Annotated in this window: 11 protein-coding genes; 6 read left to right on the plus strand and 5 right to left on the minus strand. The window is 64.2% G+C overall.

Annotated features, from left to right (window positions below; translation table 11 throughout):
* Nucleotides 1-2 precede the first annotated feature (2 nt).
* The 3 genes from CEJ45_RS11455 to CEJ45_RS11465 form a co-directional block, all read right to left on the minus strand.
* Nucleotides 3-875 carry a branched-chain amino acid ABC transporter permease gene (locus CEJ45_RS11455; RefSeq protein WP_034340218.1) on the minus strand — a complete coding sequence of 291 codons (873 nt, stop codon included), beginning with the start codon at nt 873-875 and terminating at the stop codon, nt 3-5.
* 64 nt (nt 876-939) lie between these two features.
* On the minus strand, nt 940-2,124 hold the full coding sequence (locus tag CEJ45_RS11460) for an ABC transporter substrate-binding protein (protein WP_088755242.1): 1,185 nt from the start codon (nt 2,122-2,124) through the stop codon (nt 940-942).
* Nucleotides 2,125-2,434: 310 nt separating this feature from the next.
* Nucleotides 2,435-3,235: an IclR family transcriptional regulator gene (locus CEJ45_RS11465; protein ID WP_088755243.1), complete on the minus strand. Its 801-nt coding sequence runs from the start codon at nt 3,233-3,235 to the stop codon at nt 2,435-2,437.
* 361 nt (nt 3,236-3,596) lie between these two features.
* Between CEJ45_RS11465 and CEJ45_RS11470 the strand changes: the two genes are divergently transcribed.
* The 6 genes from CEJ45_RS11470 to CEJ45_RS11495 all read left to right on the plus strand — a co-directional run bounded on the left by CEJ45_RS11470 (nt 3,597) and on the right by CEJ45_RS11495 (nt 11,476).
* Nucleotides 3,597-5,738, plus strand: a complete 2,142-nt coding sequence (locus CEJ45_RS11470; RefSeq protein WP_088755244.1) for a 3-hydroxyacyl-CoA dehydrogenase NAD-binding domain-containing protein — start codon at nt 3,597-3,599, stop codon at nt 5,736-5,738.
* Nucleotides 5,739-5,815: 77 nt separating this feature from the next.
* Nucleotides 5,816-7,006, plus strand: a complete 1,191-nt coding sequence (locus tag CEJ45_RS11475) for an acetyl-CoA C-acyltransferase (RefSeq protein WP_088755392.1) — start codon at nt 5,816-5,818, stop codon at nt 7,004-7,006.
* A 39-nt stretch (nt 7,007-7,045) separates the two neighbouring features.
* The gene (locus CEJ45_RS11480; protein ID WP_088755245.1) at nt 7,046-8,242 is read left to right on the plus strand and encodes an acyl-CoA dehydrogenase family protein; all 1,197 of its coding nucleotides are present in this window, start codon (nt 7,046-7,048) and stop codon (nt 8,240-8,242) included.
* Nucleotides 8,243-8,252: 10 nt separating this feature from the next.
* On the plus strand, nt 8,253-9,398 hold the full coding sequence (locus CEJ45_RS11485; protein WP_088755246.1) for an acyl-CoA dehydrogenase family protein: 1,146 nt from the start codon (nt 8,253-8,255) through the stop codon (nt 9,396-9,398).
* Complete coding sequence (locus CEJ45_RS11490) at nt 9,395-10,195, plus strand: oxepin-CoA hydrolase, alternative type (RefSeq protein ID WP_088755247.1); 801 nt, start codon at nt 9,395-9,397, stop codon at nt 10,193-10,195. Before CEJ45_RS11485 ends, CEJ45_RS11490 begins: the two co-directional genes overlap by 4 nt.
* A gap of 72 nt (nt 10,196-10,267) precedes the next feature.
* Nucleotides 10,268-11,476: a CaiB/BaiF CoA transferase family protein gene (locus CEJ45_RS11495; RefSeq protein ID WP_088755248.1), complete on the plus strand. Its 1,209-nt coding sequence runs from the start codon at nt 10,268-10,270 to the stop codon at nt 11,474-11,476.
* A 71-nt stretch (nt 11,477-11,547) separates the two neighbouring features.
* Here the strand turns inward: CEJ45_RS11495 and CEJ45_RS11500 are convergent, their stop codons facing one another.
* Both CEJ45_RS11500 and CEJ45_RS11505 read right to left on the minus strand, forming a co-directional pair.
* Nucleotides 11,548-12,741, minus strand: a complete 1,194-nt coding sequence (locus CEJ45_RS11500; protein WP_088755249.1) for an acyl-CoA dehydrogenase — start codon at nt 12,739-12,741, stop codon at nt 11,548-11,550.
* A 183-nt stretch (nt 12,742-12,924) separates the two neighbouring features.
* Nucleotides 12,925-13,836 carry a LysR family transcriptional regulator gene (locus CEJ45_RS11505; protein WP_088755250.1) on the minus strand — a complete coding sequence of 304 codons (912 nt, stop codon included), beginning with the start codon at nt 13,834-13,836 and terminating at the stop codon, nt 12,925-12,927.
* Between the last annotated feature and the right edge of the window lie 339 nt (nt 13,837-14,175).

Here is a 14,175-nt window from a genome sequence, read left to right on the forward strand (position 1 = left end):
TCTCATCCCCTTCTCGCACGCACGCCGAACAAGCCGTTGGGCATGATGAACAGCACCAGCAGGAACAGCCCCATGCCGGCCAGCTCCTGCAGCGCCGAGCTGGCCAGGGTCACGGTCAGCGCCTCGGCCACGCCCAGCAGGATCGCGCCGATCAGCACGCCCGGAATCGATCCCACACCGGCCAATACAGTAATAATGAAAGCCTTGACCGTGAGCACGCCGCCATAAGCTGGGCTGATAACACCATAACTGAACAAGGCCACCCCGGCGAAGGACGCCAGGATGCCCGCCACGATGAAGGACACCAGTTCGGTATAGCCGGGATTGATGCCCATGAGCTTGGCCGCATCGCGGTTGCTGGAGACGGCACGCACCGCGCGGCCATACCAGCTGCGCGAGAGCCACCACCAGAGCGCGGCCATCATCAACAGGCTCACGCCGAAGAACAGCACTTCGCTGCGCATGCTGTAGAAGGGGCCGAGCACGAAGGCTTCCTGCAGCCATTCGGAACTGGTGGAGCGGATGTCCGCCTTCCATATCAGCAGCATGCCGTTGGTGAGGATCACGCCGATGCCGTAGGTGAGGATCAGCGAATTGATCTCGCGGTCCTTCTTGATGCGGCTGACCACGAAATACACGATGGCCGAGGTCAGGCACACTACCACCAGCGCGATGGGGATGGCCAGTACCGGGTTCAGGCCCAAGCCCGATTCCACCGAGTAGGCAATGTAGGCCGCCAGCAAGACCAGCTCGCCCTGCGCCAGGTTGATGACCCGCATGGCACCGAATACCAGCGCCAGGCCCAGGGCAATGAGGGCGTAGGAGCCCCCCTGCAGCAGCCCTGAGTACAGGGCTTGCAGTATCAGTTCATTCATGTCTGCATTCCGTTGGAGTGGGCAACGGCGCGCACGTCCGTGCAAGGTGCGCGCCGCCCGGGCATTACCAGGGCACGGCCGGATAATTCATCTTGTTGGTGGCAGCCGCCTTGGGCCAGACGATGGCGACCTTGTCGCCCTGGTGCTGGCCCATGTGGTGGGTGAAGTTCAGGTTGTCGCCATTGGCACCGAACTGCACGCGGCCGATCAAGGTATCGCGATCGGTCTTGCGCATTTCTTCGGCCACGCCATTCTTCTTGAGCGTACCCTTGTCGGCGGCGCGGGCGATGGCTTCGAACAGCAGCATCGATTGCACGTAGCCGAACTGGCCCAGGTAGTCCGGGTCTTTCTTGTAGAGGCGGCGATAGGTTTCTTCAAAGAGCTTGCCGTCAGCCGTGGTGAACTGCGCCGGGTACGGCAGCAGCGCCGTGCCATACACATTGGGCACCAGGTCCGGGAAGTCCTGCGCCATCTTCGGGGTGGCCAGCGACCACACGCCGACCATGGCCTTGACCGCAGGCTTCAACACGCGCGCTGCGCGCAGGATGCCGACGTAGTCATTCTCGTAGCCGATCATGGCGATGACTTCCGGCTTGTCCTGCAGCTTGATCTTGTTGACGATGGGCTTGAAGTCGCTGATGGCCGGATCGAAGGCGTGCGAAGTGACCTTCAGGCCCTTGGCACCCCAGGCTTTTTCCAGGTCCTTGGCCAGCGCTGCCGTGGCTTCCTTGGTGGAATAGACGATGGAGACCGAGCGCGCATTCATGTCGTCGAGCAGGCCCACCATGGCCTTCTGGTAGCCGGCCACGTTGTTGATGCGGAAGAAGTTCTTGCGGCCGCTGTTGACCAGGTTGTCGTCCACGCCGCCGGAGGTCATGTAGACCAGCCCGGCCTTGCCCGCCGCATCGGCAGCCGGTGCGATGTTGTTGGAGCCGTAGCCACCGGTGATGGCCAGCACGCCTTCGCCAGCGAGTTTCTCGACGGCGGCAATGGCCTTGGCCGGTGCGGATTCGTCATCGATGGTGACCAGCTTGATCTTGTGCTTGCCGTTGGTCTTGTTGAAGACGTCAGCCGCCACGTTGATACCCTCCTGCATGCCCGAGCCCACGCGTGCCAGGCTGCCGGTCAGCGGGATTTCCACGCCGATCTTGAGTTCGTCGGCGGCCGCACTGCCCGCGCCACCGGCCAGTGCCGAGGCGATGCAGGCCAGCAGGGCCAGTCGCTTGATGCCTTGATGCTTGTTCGTCATTGTCTCCACCTTTTTCATCTGAGTGAATCTGAGTGATGTTGCTGTGTCCTGGCCGGGGACGTCCCGGTTCAGCGATGGATGCCAGGCGCACGACGCTGCCTGCGAACGTGCGCATCCCGGCCGGACCGCACCGGACACCCATGGCTGAAACGGGCCTGCATGACCCCGATGGCGCTGACTTCTGGTTTTGTTTTTGTGATGGACCTGCGGTACTGCCTTGCTGCGCACCGCTCATGCCTGCGGCATGGCGGCGCGTCTGTCTCCGTGCTCGTTGTTGCTCGTTCTTTGCTCGTGCTTTGCTGCCTGCCGCTCAGTGGCGGCCCATGCTCGCTTCCACCGTGCGCACCACGTTGACCAGGCGCGGGCCGAGGTCTTCCATCAGCATCTCGCGCGTCAACATGAAGGCCGGGCCACCGCAGTTGAAGGCCATGAGCTTTTCTTCGTTGGCATCGATCATGGGCACGCCCACGGCGCTGATGGTCTTTTCCCATTCGCCAACCGAAATGCAGAAGCCATGATCCTGGTAATCCTTGAAGGCCTGTTCAATGCCGGCCTTGACCTTGGGCCATTGCTCTTCATTGCGCAAGCGGATGTGGTCCATCAGGAAATCGCGTTCGTTCTGGGGCAAGGCGCACAGCAGCGCGCGGCCCATGGAGGTGGTGGCCAGCGGAATGCGCGAGCCGACATCGCGGCGCAAGGTCACGGCGGACTGGCCGCGCGTGGCTTCGATGTAGACCATGCTCAGGCGATCACGGATGCCCAGCGCCACATTGCATTGCGAATAGTCGGCCAGCTCCTGCATGGCCGGACGCGCCAGCTTGCGCACATCCATGCCGGAGAGCAGCGAGTAGCCCAGCGCAAGCACGCCGGAGCCGAGCTGATAGCGGCCCTGGTCTTCGGAATATTCGAGATAGCCCAGCCGGGTCAGGGTGTGCGTGAGGCGCGAGATGGTCGGCTTGGGCAGGCCGGTACGCTTGGCCAGTTCGGTGTTGGTGAGGTAGATCTCCCCGGGGCGGAAGCACCGCAGGATCTCCAGTCCACGCGCCAGGGCATTGACGAACTGCCGGTCGTGGCTCTCATCCTCACCCTTGAACGACACAATCTCATCCATCCGTCACTTCTCCGCGTGGCAGGGCCGTGCCGCATGGTCACGTCGCCCCTCATTGGCTGTGGAATGTACACACCTGAAATCGCAGTGTCAATTATTTGCGAACGCGTGTTCCGCTGTGCAAAACACATGCGCCCAATGTGGCGTTTCAACAGCGTCAACAGCGGCCCCCGGCTCAGCCTGCCCTTTTGCCCATCGGCCGCAAACGCCCGCCCTGCCTGACCCTTGCTGACAATTGTGCAGATTGGAGCGCTGCGGTATGCACGGTTTACACATCCGGCGCAAATGCGGTATCGTTGCCGACAAAAGCCATTTGCGAACTTGAGTTTCGCTATGCGAACCAACTAGAACAGGAGACTGCTGCATGTCCAAGCCATCCACGGCTGCGGGCGAAACGCCCCCCGTCCATCTGGCGCGCGAAGGCGCCATCCTGGTGGTGACCATCGACAACCCGCCGGTCAATGCGCTGGGGGTGGCGGTGCGCCGGGGCCTGATGTCGGCCATCGAGGAGGGCGAAGCCGATGCCGGCGTAGCCGCCATCCTGGTGACCGGCGCCGGGCGCAACTTCATCGGCGGGGCCGACATCCGCGAATTCGGCAAGCCGCCGCAATCGCCCCTGCTGACCGAACTGTGCAATCGCATCGAGGCTTGCAGCAAGCCGGTACTGGCCGCCCTCCACGGCGCGGCCCTCGGTGGCGGGCTGGAAGTGGCGCTGGCTGCGCATTACCGGGTGGCGCTCGGCAACGCCCGCCTGGGCCTGCCCGAAGTACAACTGGGCCTGTTGCCAGGTGCCGGCGGCACCCAGCGCACGCCGCGCCTCATCGGTGCGCAGGCCGCGCTGGACATGATGCTGACCGGACGACATCTCGGCGCCAAGGAAGCCCTCTCGCTCGGCCTGGTGGATCAACTGGTCGAAGGCGACAGCGCCGACCACGCACGCGCGGCCGGCTTGCGCGAACTGCAGGCCCTGCTGGACAAGCACGCCCCGGTACGCCGCAGCCGCGATGGCAAGGGGCTGGCCGATACCGCCGCCACCCAGGCGGCCATTGCGGCCGCACGCGCCGAGGCTGGCAAGAAATCACGCGGCCTGTTCTCCCCGCACAAGATCATCGATGCCGTGGAAGCCGCCACCACCCTGCCCTTCGAGGAAGGACTCGCACTGGAACGCCAGTTCTTCCTGCAATGCCTGGACAGCCCGCAACGCGCCGGCCTGATCCACGCCTTCTTCGCCGAACGCGAAGTGCAGAAAGCCCCCGAGACCCGCAACGCCCAGCCGCGCCGCATTGAACAGATCGGCGTGGTCGGCGGTGGCACCATGGGTGCGGGCATCGCGGTGGCGGTGCTCGATGCCGGTTTGCCGGTAACCATGATTGAACGCGACGACGAAGCCTTGGCACGTGGACGCGGCCATGTGGAAAAAACTTACGACGCCCAGGTGGCCAAGGGCCGCCTCACGCAAGAGGCCCGCGATGCCGTGCTGGCGCGCTTGCACGGCAGCACCCGTTATGAAGACTTGTCCGCCGCCGATGTGGTGATCGAAGCCGTGTTCGAAGATCTGAACGTGAAGCAAGCCGTCTTCGCGGAACTGGACCGCGTCTGCAAACCTGGTGCCGTGCTGGCGACCAACACTTCCTACCTCGACATCGATGCGATTGCCGCCAGCATCTCCCGTCCTGCGGACGTGATCGGCCTGCACTTCTTCTCCCCCGCCAATGTGATGAAGCTGCTGGAAATCGTGGTACCGCGCCAGGTCGCCAGCGAGGTTGTGGCTACCGCCTTCGAACTGGCCAAGCGCCTGCGCAAGGTGCCGGTGCGCGCCGGGGTCTGTGATGGCTTCATCGGCAACCGCATCCTGGCCGTGTATCGCCAGGCAGCCGATTACTTGATGGAAGATGGCGCTTCACCCTATGAGATCGATGCCGCCGTGCGTGACTTCGGTTTTGCCATGGGGCCGTACCAGGTAGTGGACCTGGCCGGTGGCGACATCGGCTGGGCCACCCGCAAGCGCCGCGCCGCCACCCGCGATCCGCGTGCGCGCTACGTCCACATTGCCGACCGCCTGTGCGAGCGCGGCTGGTTTGGACAGAAGAGCGGACGCGGCTTCTATCGCTATCCCGATGGTCCGCGCAGCGGCGCACCCGATCCGGAAGTGCTGGCGCTCATCGACGAGGAACGTGCACGCGCCGGCATCACGCCGCGCAGCTTCAGCAAGGAAGACATCCAGCGCCGCTACCTGGCCGCGATGATCAATGAAGGTGCCAATGTGGTCCATCAGCGCATTGCGCTGCGTCCGCTGGATGTGGATGTCACCTTCCTGTACGGCTACGGTTTCCCGCGCCATCGTGGCGGTCCCATGAAATACGCCGACATGGTCGGCCTGCCCAATGTGCTGGCCGACATCCGCGCCTTCGCCGCCGAAGATCCGCTGTTCTGGACACCCTCGCCGCTGCTGGTGGAGCTGGTCGAACGCGGTGCCAATTTTGAATCGCTGAACCAGGCCGGCTGATCGCCAACCCGGAATCGCCGGAGACCGCGCGCATCGCCGGTCTCCACCTTGCACCATCCTTCCAGGAGAATTCCATGATGCGGGAAGCCGTCATCGTATCCACTGCGCGTACCCCCTTGACCAAGGCCCATCGCGGCGAATTCAACGTCACGCCCGGTCCGACCCTGGCAGCCTTTGCGGTGCGCGCGGCCGTCGAGCGTGCGCGCATCGATCCGGGCCAGATCGAGGACGCCATCCTCGGCTGCGGCTATCCGGAAGGCACTACCGGGCGCAACATCGCGCGCCAGGCCATCGTGCGCGCGGGGCTGCCCATCAGCATCGCCGGCACCACCGTCAACCGCTTCTGTGCCTCGGGCCTGCAAGCCATTGCGATGGCGGCCGGCCGCATCGTGGTCGATGGTGCTGACGCCATGATCGCAGGCGGTGTGGAAAGCATCTCGCAGATCCGCAGCCGCAGCGCCACCGACAGCGGCGACAGCGGCATGGACCCGTGGATCGTCGAGCACAAGCCCGACCTCTACCTGCCCATGATCGAGACCGCCGACATCGTGGCCGCACGCTACGGCATCTCGCGCGAAGACCAGGATCGCTTCTCCGCAGCCAGCCAGCGCAAGACCACCGAGGCACAGGAAGCCGGACGCTACCGTGACGAGATCGTGGCCTGCACCACCACCATGCAAGTCACCGACAAGGCCAGCGGCCAGACCAGCCTGCGCGAGGTAACGGTGGAGGCCGACAACTGCAATCGCCCAGGCACCACTGATGAGGCGCTGGCCAAGCTGGCCCCGGTGATGGGTGCGGACAAGTTCATCACCGCAGGCAATTCCTCCCAGCTCTCCGACGGGGCCTCGGCCTGCGTGATGATGGAAGCCCGCGCTGCTGAACGGGCGGGACTGCCGGTGCTGGGCGCTTTCCGAGGCCTTGCCGTGGCTGGCTGCGAGCCCGATGAAATGGGCATCGGCCCGGTCTTCGCGGTGCCGCGCCTGCTGCAGCGTCACGGGCTGCGCATGGAAGACATCGGCCTGTGGGAACTCAACGAAGCCTTCGCTTCGCAAGCCCTCTACTGCCAGCGCCGCCTGGGCATTCCGGACGAACGGCTCAACGTCAACGGCGGAGCCATTTCCATCGGCCATCCCTTCGGCATGACCGGCGCGCGCCTGGCCGGGCACGTGCTCATCGAGGGCAAGCGGCGCGGTGTGCGCTACGCCGTGGTGACCATGTGCATCGCCGGCGGCATGGGTGCGGCCGGCCTGTTTGAAATCTATTGAAGCGCAGCATCGCTGCACTGCATCCCCAAGGAGACTGGAATGGATCTGAATTTCACCCCGGCCGAAGAAGCCTTCCGCGACAGCGTGCGCGCCTTCCTCGCCGAGAAGCTGCCCAAGGCCTTGTCGGACAAGGTGGCCAGCGGCAAGCACCTGAGCCGCGACGAGATGGAACAATGGCACGCCATCCTCAACGAACGCGGCTGGCTGGCCAATCACTGGCCCCGCGAATATGGCGGCACCGGCTGGACCGTAATCGAGAAATTCATCTTCGAACACGAATGCTGCCTGGCGCATGCGCCGCGCGTGGTGCCGTTCGGGGTCAACATGCTGGGACCGGTGCTGATCAAGTACGGCAATGAAGCGCAGAAGCGATACTGGCTGCCGCGCATCCTCAGTGGCGAGGACTGGTGGTGCCAGGGCTATTCGGAACCGGGCGCGGGCTCCGACCTGGCTGCCGTAAAGACGCATGCGGTCCGCGATGGCGACCATTACATCGTCAATGGCCAGAAGACCTGGACCACGCTGGGCCACTACGCCAACATGATCTTCTGCCTGGTGCGCACCAATCGCGAAGCCAAGAAGCAGGAAGGCATCAGCTTCCTGTTGATCGACATGAATGCACCGGGCGTGGAAGTGCGTCCCATCATCACGCTGGACGGCGAGCACGAAGTCAACGAGGTCTTCTTCACCGATGTGCGCGTACCGGTACAAAACCTGGTCGGCGAGGAAGATCGCGGCTGGAGCTGCGCCAAGTACCTGCTGACCTATGAGCGCACCAACATCGCCGGCATCGGCTTCTCGGTGGCCGCACTGCAACGGCTCAAGAAGATCGCCGCCACGCAACGCAGCCATGGCCGTCCGCTGGCCGAAGACCCGCTCTTCGCGGCCCGCATGGCCCGCGTGGAAATCGATCTGGAGAACATGAAGACCACCAACCTGCGGGTCATCTCGGCGGTCGCCGGCGGTGGTGCGCCCGGTGCGGAAAGCTCCATGCTCAAGATACGCGGCACCGAGATCCGCCAGGAAATCACCGCCCTCACCCGCCGCGCCATGGGCCCTTACGCGCGCCCCTATCAGTGGCAGGCGCAGGATGAAGGCCACGATGGCCACACGCTCGGCCCGGAGGCCGCTGCCGGTGCGGCCGCGCATTACTTCAACAATCGCAAGCTGTCGATTTTCGGCGGCTCCAATGAAATCCAGAAGAACATCATCTCCAAGATGATCCTTGGCCTGTGAGGAAACGCCCATGAATTTCGAGCACACCGAAGAACGGCGCATGCTGGCCGACAGCCTGCGCCGTCTCATTACCGAACAGTATGGTTTTGAAGCCCGCAAGCACCTGCTGCAATCCAAGCCCGGCATGAGCCGCGACATGTGGTCGCAACTGGCCGAAATGGGCGTGATCGGCGCACTCTTCCGTGAGGAAGACGGCGGCTACGGCGGTGGGGGTTTCGATATCGCCGTGGTGTTTGAAGAGATCGGCCGCGGCCTGCTGCTGGAGCCCTTGCTGGGCAGTGCCATCCTGGTCGGCGAGGCCATCGCGGCCGCTGGCACGCCCGCACAGAAGGCCTTGCTGGAACCGATCATCGCCGGCCAGACCCTGGCCGCCTTGGCCCATGAAGAAGCCGACAGCCACTATGCACCCACGCATGTGACCACGCGCGCCACGCAAGAAGCCGACGGAAGCTGGCGCCTGCAAGGCCACAAGGCGGTCGTGGTGCAAGCGGAAGCGGCGGATGTGTTGCTGGTCTCAGCCCGTACCAGCGGCGCGAGCGATGACGCTGACGGCATCTCGCTGTTCCTGATCCCGGCCAATACGGCGGGCCTGCAATTGCAAGGCAGCGACGCCATCGACGGTGGCCGCGTAGCCGACCTGCTGCTGCAAGAGGTTGCCCTGCCCGCCGACGCCCTGCTGGGCAGCGCGGACCAAGGCGCTGCGCTGCTGGAGCGCATCCTCGGACGCGGCGTGCTGGCGCTGTGTGCCGAAGCACTGGGCGCGATGGAGGTGGCCAAGGAGGCCACGCTCGATTACCTGCGCACCCGCAAGCAGTTCGGCCTGCCCATCGGCAGCTTCCAGGCCCTGCAGCACCGCATGGCCGACCTGCTGCTGGAAGTGGAACAGGCGCGCTCGGCGGTCATCAATGCCGCTGCTGCATTGGACGCCGACCGCCTCACGCGCGAGCGTGCCTTGTCGGCGGCCAAGTTCAGCATCGGCCGCATCGGCACGCTGGTGGCCGAAGAATCCATCCAGTTGCATGGCGGCATCGGCATGACCTGGGAACTGCCGCTGTCGCACTACGCCAAGCGCCTGGTGATGATCGATCACCAGCTCGGCGACGAAGACCATCACCTGCAACGCTACATCGCGCTGGGCCGCGAAGTACCGGCATGAGCGAAGTCCTGTGCGAGCAGCGCGGCGCGGTGCGCGTGCTCATCAACCATGATCCGGCCACGCGCAATGCCCTCAACGCCGACCTGTACGCGGCGCTGGCGGCCGCGCTCGACGAGGCCCAGGCCGATCCGCAGGTAGGGGCCATCGTGCTGGCCGGGGGCGGCAACTTCTTCTGTTCCGGCGGCGACCTGCGCCTGCTGGCCCAGCGGCGCAGCATGGCCCCCCAGCAACGGCGTGCAAAACTGGAAGGCTTGCACGACCTGATCCGCCATATCGGCCGCTGCAGCAAGCCTGTGATCGCCGCCGTCGAAGGTGGCGCGGCCGGGGCCGGGTTGTCGCTGGCCCTGGCATGCGATCTGCTGGTGACCACCCGCCAAGCGCAGTTCTCGGTAGCCTACGTCAAGGTCGGGCTCACGCCCGATGGCGGCGTGACAGCCTTCCTGGCGCAATTCCTGTCGCGCCAGGTGCTGACCCAGTTGTGCCTGTCCGGTGAGCGATTCAATGGCGAACGCCTGCATGCCATGGGCGCAGTCAATCAACTGGTCGAGGAGGGACAGGCACTGCAAGCCGCCGTGCAACTGGCCGCCACCCTGGCCGACGGACCGGCGCAGGCGATGGCCCGCATCAAGCACCTGTGCCAGCATGCCTACGGCGCCACGCTGGAAGAACAGCTGGAACAGGAAGCACAGCACATGGTGCTCTCGCAGGGCGAAGACGAAGCGGCCGAGGGCATTCACGCCTTCCTTGAAAAACGGCCTGCCGATTTCCGGCGGCTGCGGCAGGCACCGGAACAATAGCGGTACCGGGATGCGCAACGACGTCATACAGAACAACAAGCGCAGCACGCATCCCGTCCATGAGGAGACAACATGACTGAACAAACTGCATCCCTGCCGCTGGCCGGCGTGCGCGTATTGGACCTCTCGCGCGTGCTGGCCGGTCCGTGGTGTGCGATGGTACTGGGCGACCTGGGCGCCGAAGTGATCAAGGTCGAGCACCCCGAACGCGGCGACGACACGCGCGACTGGGGGACCCGCATCGGCTCGACCGAGACCGCGTATTTCAACAGCGTCAACCGCAACAAGCGCTCCATCAGCGTGGACCTGCAGACCGAAGAAGGCCAAGATATCGTGCGCCAGCTGGCCCGCAAGAGCGATGTGGTGATCCAGAATTTCAAGTTCGGCGGCGTGCAGAAATTTGGCCTCGATTACGAGACCCTGCGCCGCGACAATCCCGGCCTGGTGTATTGCTCCATCACCGGTTACGACAGCAGCGGGCCGGAAGCCACGCGGCCCGGCTATGACCTGGTGATCCAGGGCGAATCCGGCCTGATGTCGCTCAATGGCGAGGCCACCCAGCCCCCGCTGAAACTGGGCGTGGCGGCGGTGGACCTGTTCACCGGCATGTATTCCGCCCAGGGCGTGCTGGCCGCGCTGTACCAGCGCCAGCAGACAGGACAGGGCCGGCATGTGGAAATGGCGCTGTTCGATTGCGGCGTCATGATCACCTCGTATTACGGTCTGGAAGCGCTGATCCTGGGCGACGATCCGCCGCGCTATGGCAATGCGCATCCCTCCATCATTCCCTATGGCGTCTTCGATGCGGCCGATGGGCGGCTGGTCATTACGGTGGGCACCAACAGCCAGTACCAGCGTTTCTGCCAAAGCGTCATCGACCGTCCCGACCTGGCCGAGGATGCGCGCTTCAAGACCAATGTCAGCCGTGGCCAGCATCGCGACGTGCTGGTCCCGGAAATCAACCGCGAACTCAAGGCCCGCAAACGTGCCGACCTGCTGGCCAAGCTACACCAGGCCGGCATTCCCTGCGGTGAAGTGCTGGGCCTGCATGAGGCGCTGACCAGTCCGCGCGCCACCTCTGCCGGCCTGGTCAGCACGCATCCACATGCGGAAGCCGGCAGTGTGCAGGTGCTGGCACCGCCCTATCGTTTCGATGGCGAACGCCTGCCGGTGCGCAAGGCACCGCCCTCCCTGGGTGAAGGCACGGGAGAAGTCTTGCAGTCGCTGCTGGGGATGGAAGAAGCGCAGATCGCCGCGTTGCGCGAACGGGGCGTGCTGTAGCGAGAAAAGAGCGGGAGCGGAAATACATCGCCTGCAAGCCACCGTAGAGGCGGCTTGCAGGCGATGTCGCTTCAGTTGGAGAAAGCCGCCAGTCCGGTGATGGCGCGGCCGAGGATCAGCGCATGCACATCATGCGTACCCTCGTAGGTGTTGACCACTTCCAGGTTCACCAGGTGACGCGCCACGCCGAACTCATCGGAGATGCCGTTGCCGCCCATCATGTCGCGCGCCATGCGGGCGATGTCCAGTGCCTTGCCGCAGCTGTTGCGCTTCATGATCGAGGTCTGCTCGATACCGGAATACCCCTCATCCTTCAGGCGTCCCAGGCGCAGGCAGCCTTGCAGGCCCAGCGAGATTTCAGTGAGCATGTCGGCCAGCTTCTTCTGCACCAGCTGGTTGGCCGCCAGCGGACGGCCGAACTGCTGGCGTTCCATGGTGTAGCGGCGCGCGCGCTCGTAGCAGTCTTCGGCCGCGCCCAGTGCGCCCCAGGCGATGCCGTAACGCGCGCTGTTCAGACAGGTGAAGGGGCCCTTCAATCCGCGCACGTCGGGGAAGGCGTTTTCTTCCGGGCAGAAGACGTTGTCCATCACGATTTCCCCGGTGATGGAAGAACGCAGGCCGACCTTGCCGTGGATGGCCGGGGCCGACAAGCCCTTGGCGCCCTTGTCGAGGATGAAGCCGCGAATCTCGCCTTCGTCATCCTTGGCCCACACCACGAAGACGTCGGCCACCGGGCTGTTGGTGATCCACATCTTGCTGCCGGACAGGCTGTAGCCGCCGTCCACCTTGCGCGCGCGGGTGATCATGCTGCCGGGGTCGGAACCGTGGTTGGGTTCGGTCAGGCCGAAGCAGCCTATCCATTCGCCGCTGGCCAGCTTGGGCAGGTATTTCTGTTTCTGCGCTTCGGTGCCGAAGGCATTGATGGGGGTCATCACCAGCGAGGACTGCACGCTCATCATGGAGCGATAGCCGGAATCGACGCGCTCGACTTCGCGCGCGATCAGGCCATAACAAACGTAATTCAGACCGGCACCACCGTACTGCTCATCGATGGTCGCGCCCAGCAGGCCCAGTTCGCCCATCTCGCGGAAGATGCTCACATCCATCTTCTCGTGGCGGAAGGCTTCCAGCACGCGCGGGGCCAGGCGGTCCTGGCAATAGGCCTGGGCGGCATCGCGCACCTGGCGCTCATCGTCGCTCAGTTGCTGCTCCAGCATCAGGGGGTCGGCGTAATCGAATGCATGTCGTTGCTGCGTTTTGCTCATGGAAGCCTCTTTTGTGCATCAGGAATCGCTGCAGCAGTACTGTCTTCGCAGACCGTCCTCGCGCAGCGGCGGTGGACAAAAATATACGGACTGCCCCGCCGTGGCGCAAACGAATTGTTTGCATCACCATGTGCGTTTTACGCACTCCGGTTCCGCGTGTCGAGACAGCCTTCCAACCCGCACTCAACCCAATCCGCTGGGCAGGCGATAGGCCTTGGCCTGCTCTTCCAGCCAGTCCTGGAACAGGCGCAGGAGCGGCCGCTCGGAGGTGCGCTCGGGATAGATCAGGTAGTAGGAATGTGTGCTCAGGTAATCGTGATCGACCGCCACCACCAACAGGCCGCGCCGCAACTCATCCTCGATCAGGAAGCGCGGGATCAGCGCCACGCCCATGCCTACGATGGCCGCCTGGGTCAGCATGGAGAACAGTTCCAGCTGCGTGCCCACCAGGTCGTTCTGCACCTGCATGCCGAAGGAGGCGAACCACTGCCGCCACACATAGGGCCGCGTGCTCTGCTGCAGCAGCGGATAGGCCAGCAGCTCGGTGGGCGTGAGCTTGCGGTCGTGACCGATGAGTTCGGGGCTGGCCACGGCCACCATGCTCTCGCGCATCAGGAACACGCCCTCGGTCCCGGGCCAGCTGGCTTGCCCGGCGTAGAGCGTGGCATCGAGATTGGTCTCTTCGAAGAGGAAGGGCCGGGTGCGCGGGCGCAGGTTGACGGTCACACCGGGATGCGCCTCCAGGAAGGAACGCAGGCGCGGCAGCAGCCACCGGGTGGCGAAGGTCGGCATCACGCCCAGCTCCAGGGTATCGCCATGGCCGTCGCGTGACATCAGGTGCAGGGCGTCGCGTTCGATTTCATCGAGGCGCTGGCCGACCTGATGGCTGTAACTCACGCCCGCCTCGGTCAGGCGCACGCCGCGCTTGGTGCGGCGAAACAGCTTCAGGCCCAGGAATTCCTCCAGCGCGGCCACCTGGCGGCAGACGGCGCTTTGCGTCACGGCCATTTCCTGGGCGGCCTTGGTAAAGCTCTGGTGCCGCGCGGCCGACTCGAAGACGGCCATGGCCTGGGTGGAAGGAATCTTTCGGCGCATCGTGCGAAAAAGGCATTGAAGTGAATTTTATGCACATCTTATCGCAGCTGCGGCGTCTTCCATCGTCCGTCATTGAATAATCTTGTACGACATCATGACAACAATCGCTATCAAACAATCGATATCAATTAACGCATGGCCAGCATGATTAATTTCATTGGATGGAAATCTTGTCGGTCGTTAAGATCAAGTCCGATCCAGCCATGCGACCATCGAACAGCAAGCGCCGGCGGCCAAGGGAGGCCGTTGGCAACAAGAGAGACAGGATGGGCAGGAAGCCGACGCTTCGTGACGGCATGACAGCATGACATCACCAGCACTTCATTGCTCCCGCAACCA

Source organism: Herbaspirillum aquaticum (assembly GCF_002213425.1).
Lineage (GTDB): Bacteria > Pseudomonadota > Gammaproteobacteria > Burkholderiales > Burkholderiaceae_D > Herbaspirillum > Herbaspirillum aquaticum.

Coding starts and splice junctions, on each gene's coding strand:
- CEJ45_RS11455 (WP_034340218.1), bottom strand. CDS start 875: ATGAATGAACTGATACTGCAAGCCCTGTACTCAGGGCTGCTGCAGGGG.
- CEJ45_RS11460 (WP_088755242.1), bottom strand. CDS start 2,124: ATGACGAACAAGCATCAAGGCATCAAGCGACTGGCCCTGCTGGCCTGC.
- CEJ45_RS11465 (WP_088755243.1), bottom strand. CDS start 3,235: ATGGATGAGATTGTGTCGTTCAAGGGTGAGGATGAGAGCCACGACCGG.
- CEJ45_RS11470 (WP_088755244.1), top strand. CDS start 3,597: ATGTCCAAGCCATCCACGGCTGCGGGCGAAACGCCCCCCGTCCATCTG.
- CEJ45_RS11475 (WP_088755392.1), top strand. CDS start 5,816: ATGCGGGAAGCCGTCATCGTATCCACTGCGCGTACCCCCTTGACCAAG.
- CEJ45_RS11480 (WP_088755245.1), top strand. CDS start 7,046: ATGGATCTGAATTTCACCCCGGCCGAAGAAGCCTTCCGCGACAGCGTG.
- CEJ45_RS11485 (WP_088755246.1), top strand. CDS start 8,253: ATGAATTTCGAGCACACCGAAGAACGGCGCATGCTGGCCGACAGCCTG.
- CEJ45_RS11490 (WP_088755247.1), top strand. CDS start 9,395: ATGAGCGAAGTCCTGTGCGAGCAGCGCGGCGCGGTGCGCGTGCTCATC.
- CEJ45_RS11495 (WP_088755248.1), top strand. CDS start 10,268: ATGACTGAACAAACTGCATCCCTGCCGCTGGCCGGCGTGCGCGTATTG.
- CEJ45_RS11500 (WP_088755249.1), bottom strand. CDS start 12,741: ATGAGCAAAACGCAGCAACGACATGCATTCGATTACGCCGACCCCCTG.
- CEJ45_RS11505 (WP_088755250.1), bottom strand. CDS start 13,836: ATGCGCCGAAAGATTCCTTCCACCCAGGCCATGGCCGTCTTCGAGTCG.